This window comes from Flavobacterium aquidurense (assembly GCF_002217195.1).
In the GTDB taxonomy this organism is placed as follows: domain Bacteria; phylum Bacteroidota; class Bacteroidia; order Flavobacteriales; family Flavobacteriaceae; genus Flavobacterium; species Flavobacterium frigidimaris.
In genome coordinates this window covers 1-1,907 of sequence record NZ_MUGR01000039.1, presented here as the reverse complement: position 1 = coordinate 1,907, position 1,907 = coordinate 1, and the positions used below count along the sequence as shown (strand labels likewise).

Sequence of the window (1,907 nt, the reverse complement as noted above, 5' to 3'; positions counted from 1 at the left end):
TCGTGGAGAATAACGGAGTCGAACCGTTGACCTCCTGCGTGCAAGGCAGGCGCTCTAGCCAGCTGAGCTAATCCCCCATTTTTCAATCTTAGATTGTAGAATTCAGATTTTAGATTTCTTAATTCTTCTCTAATTTCTTTTGGTGAATTCCAACTTCTAGAATTTCCTTTTTTTAAGTTAAATAGTAGTCCCGGGCAGACTCGAACTGCCGACCCCTACATTATCAGTGTAGTACTCTAACCAGCTGAGCTACGAGACTCTGTTTTACTTAAAATTTATTATTTGAACTAACAGCAAGAGTAAAATATTCTCAAAATCAAAACCCATAAAGCTTCTTCTTTTTTCCTCAGCGTGTTGATAAATCAACTAACACATGAGGCTCTAGAAAGGAGGTGTTCCAGCCGCACCTTCCGGTACGGCTACCTTGTTACGACTTAGCCCTAGTTACCAGTTTTACCCTAGGCAGCTCCTTGCGGTCACCGACTTCAGGCACCCCCAGCTTCCATGGCTTGACGGGCGGTGTGTACAAGGCCCGGGAACGTATTCACCGGATCATGGCTGATATCCGATTACTAGCGATTCCAGCTTCACGGAGTCGAGTTGCAGACTCCGATCCGAACTGTGACCGGTTTTATAGATTCGCTCCTGGTCGCCCAGTGGCTGCTCTCTGTACCGGCCATTGTAGCACGTGTGTAGCCCAAGGCGTAAGGGCCGTGATGATTTGACGTCATCCCCACCTTCCTCACAGTTTGCACTGGCAGTCTTGTTAGAGTTCCCGACATGACTCGCTGGCAACTAACAACAGGGGTTGCGCTCGTTATAGGACTTAACCTGACACCTCACGGCACGAGCTGACGACAACCATGCAGCACCTTGTAAATTGTCTTGCGAAAGATCTGTTTCCAAACCGGTCAATCTACATTTAAGCCTTGGTAAGGTTCCTCGCGTATCATCGAATTAAACCACATGCTCCACCGCTTGTGCGGGCCCCCGTCAATTCCTTTGAGTTTCATTCTTGCGAACGTACTCCCCAGGTGGGATACTTATCACTTTCGCTTAGCCACTGAGATTGCTCCCAACAGCTAGTATCCATCGTTTACGGCGTGGACTACCAGGGTATCTAATCCTGTTCGCTACCCACGCTTTCGTCCATCAGCGTCAATCAATTAGTAGTAACCTGCCTTCGCAATTGGTATTCCATGTAATCTCTAAGCATTTCACCGCTACACTACATATTCTAGTTACTTCCTAATAATTCAAGTCTAACAGTATCAATGGCCGTTCCACCGTTGAGCGATGGGCTTTCACCACTGACTTATTAAACCGCCTACGGACCCTTTAAACCCAATGATTCCGGATAACGCTTGGATCCTCCGTATTACCGCGGCTGCTGGCACGGAGTTAGCCGATCCTTATTCTTACGATACCGTCAAGCTACTTCACGAAGTAGTGTTTCTTCTCGTATAAAAGCAGTTTACAATCCATAGGACCGTCATCCTGCACGCGGCATGGCTGGATCAGGCTTGCGCCCATTGTCCAATATTCCTCACTGCTGCCTCCCGTAGGAGTCTGGTCCGTGTCTCAGTACCAGTGTGGGGGATCTCCCTCTCAGGACCCCTACCCATCGTAGCCTTGGTAAGCCGTTACCTTACCAACTAGCTAATGGGACGCATGCTCATCTTTTACCGTTGTGACTTTAATATAATCTCGATGCCGAGTCTATATACTATGAGGTATTAATCCAAATTTCTCTGGGCTATCCCTCTGTAAAAGGTAGATTGCATACGCGTTACGCACCCGTGCGCCGGTCTCTCTATCCGAAGATAAATACCCCTCGACTTGCATGTGTTAAGCCTGCCGCTAGCGTTCATCCTGAGCCAGGATCAAACTCTTCATCGTATATTGTT

2 tRNA genes and 1 rRNA gene are annotated in these 1,907 nt (G+C 47.7%); all 3 read right to left on the bottom strand.

The annotated features are described in order from the left end of the window. Positions 1-3: 3 nt before the first annotated feature. The 3 genes from B0A67_RS19545 to B0A67_RS19535 all read right to left on the bottom strand — a co-directional run bounded on the left by B0A67_RS19545 (position 4) and on the right by B0A67_RS19535 (position 1,899). Positions 4-77: transfer RNA gene (locus B0A67_RS19545), tRNA-Ala, on the bottom strand. Between the two features lie 108 nt (positions 78-185). Continuing rightward, a tRNA-Ile gene (locus B0A67_RS19540) sits at positions 186-259 on the bottom strand. A 126-nt stretch (positions 260-385) separates the two neighbouring features. Further along, positions 386-1,899 (bottom strand): 16S ribosomal RNA (locus B0A67_RS19535). Between the last annotated feature and the right edge of the window lie 8 nt (positions 1,900-1,907).